Origin of the sequence: Mesorhizobium sp. M7A.F.Ca.CA.003.01.2.1 (assembly GCF_003998945.1) — a bacterium.
Lineage (GTDB): Bacteria > Pseudomonadota > Alphaproteobacteria > Rhizobiales > Rhizobiaceae > Mesorhizobium > Mesorhizobium ciceri.
This window is the reverse complement of the sequence record NZ_RZRA01000996.1, coordinates 1-1968: the sequence shown is the minus strand read 5'-3', so window position 1 is coordinate 1968 and position 1968 is coordinate 1. Positions and strand designations below refer to the sequence as shown.

Sequence of the window (1968 nt, the reverse complement as noted above, 5' to 3'; positions counted from 1 at the left end):
ATGTTGCGTTCCGGATTGGCGGACTTGCTTACCGGCAGCGGCACGCCGCCCTCGCCCAGCACCACCAGCGAACAGGTGGCGTCGAAGCCGATGCCGGCGATCGCCTCGGGCGCCACGCCCGATTGCGCGACCGCTTCACGCGTGGCCGCGCAAACCGCCCGCCAGATGTCGTTGCTCGACTGCTCGACAATGTCGCCGGCCTCGCGCCAGACCTCGATGTCCCGTTTGGCCGAGGCAAGCAGGGTTCCCGTGTGGTCGAACACCCCGGCCCGCGCGCTGCCGGTGCCGACGTCGATGCCGAGGAAGTGGGACATTGGGGGAAACCTTCGGTTTAAGGCAGTAGGGGAGTAGGGGAGTAGGGCAGTAAGGCAGTACGGGAATAGGAGATGGTGGCTTGGCTCGGGCCCGGGCATTGAACGGCAGAGCAATCCTACTGCCCTACTGCCCTACTGCCCTACTGCCCTACTGCCCTACTGCCCTACTCCCCTACTCCCCCTAGAGATCATTGCTCTGCGGCAAAATCACCAAATCCCTTATCGTCACATTGCGCGGCCGGGTCAGCATGAACATCACCGCTTCGGCCACCTCGCGTGGCTGCATCAGGCCGCCGGCGGCGAGTTCCTCTTCGAGCTTGGCCTTCGGCCAGTCGTCGACCAGTGCCGTCACCACCGGGCCGGGCGCCACGGCGCCGACGCGCAGGCCGTGCTTGGCGACTTGCCGGCGCACCGTGTGGACGAAGGCCTGCACGGCGTGCTTGGAGGCCGTGTAGATCGGTTCCCAGACCACCGGGACCAGACCGGCGATCGAACTGGTGACGATGATGTCGCCGGTCTTGCGTTCGATCATGTGCGGCAGCACCGCCTGGATCGAACGGAAGCAGGCATTGATGTTGAGGTTGAGCATGCGATCCCAGACGTCGGGATCGCCGGTCGCCACCTCGCCGCCGACATAGGCGCCGGCATTGGCATGGAAGATGTCGAGTTGGCCGGCCTTCTCCAGGATTTGCGGCATCATGGTGGCGACGCTTGCCGGCTGCATCAGGTCGATCACCAGCGGGATCGCTTTGGGGCCGAGTTCGGCGCACAGTTTGTTCAGCGTCGCCTCGGCGCGGTCGACCAGCACCACGGTGGCGCCGGCCGCCAGCATATGCCTGGCGCATTCGAGGCCGATGCCTGACGCGGCACCGGTGACGGCGGCAACTTTTCCGGACAGTTCTTGGCTCATGTCTTGCTTCCTGTTGATGGGTTCAGGCCCGGCCATGCGAGACACGCGAGCGGCGTGCCAGCGAGTCGACGATGACCGCGATGGCAAGCACGGCGCCGGTGATCATGTACCGAAGCGACGAGGACAGATCGAGCAGCGTCAGGCCGCTGGCGATCGACTGGATGACGATGATGCCGAGCAGTGCCGAATAGGCGCTGCCCCTGCCGCCGAACAGGCTGGTGCCGCCTATGACGGCCGCTGCGATGGCGTTGAGGTTGACGTCGCCCGTGCCGGCCTGCTGGCTGGCCGAGGCCAGGCGGGCCGCCGACAGCACGCCGCCGAAAGCCGCCAGCATCGAGCACAGCACGAAGGCGCTGGAATAGATCAGCCGCACATTGATGCCGGCGCGCCGCGCCGCCTCGCGGTTGCCGCCGACCGCCGACATAGAGCGGCCCCATTTGGTCCGCGTCAGCGCGTAGTGCATCGATATGACCAGGCCGACGAACAGGCCGAACATCCACGGAATGCCGCGCGCCTGATTGAGATAGAAGACGATGAGCTCGAGAATGACCGTAATCACCACCGCGCGCGTGACGAGCCCGCCGGTCGACGGCGCCGACAGGTTCGCGGCGCGGCGGCGCGCGACGGTGCGCAGGCCGGTGATCAGCATGACGATGCCCGGCACGGCCGCCAGAGCGAACGAGACGAGTTTGGGCATCATCAGCAACTGGCCGAAATTCACCAGGTTCGAGCCGTAGGGCAGGT

General features: G+C 66.1%; 2 protein-coding genes and 1 pseudogene. All 3 read right to left on the bottom strand.

Going from position 1 to position 1968, the window contains the following annotated elements; translation table 11 throughout:
• The coding region (locus EN969_RS28780; protein ID WP_245467544.1) for an FGGY family carbohydrate kinase at window positions 1–314 on the bottom strand (314 nt) is incomplete at its 3' end.
• 181 nt (window positions 315–495) lie between these two features.
• Complete coding sequence (locus tag EN969_RS28775) at window positions 496–1224, bottom strand: SDR family oxidoreductase (RefSeq protein ID WP_024501651.1); 729 nt, start codon at window positions 1222–1224, stop codon at window positions 496–498.
• Window positions 1225–1246: 22 nt separating this feature from the next.
• Window positions 1247–1968, bottom strand: a pseudogene (locus tag EN969_RS28770) (sugar ABC transporter permease); the annotation flags it as partial.

Excerpts from the sequence above, each read along its gene's own strand:
- EN969_RS28775 (WP_024501651.1), bottom strand. The coding sequence starts at position 1,224 with ATGAGCCAAGAACTGTCCGGAAAAGTTGCCGCCGTCACCGGTGCCGCG.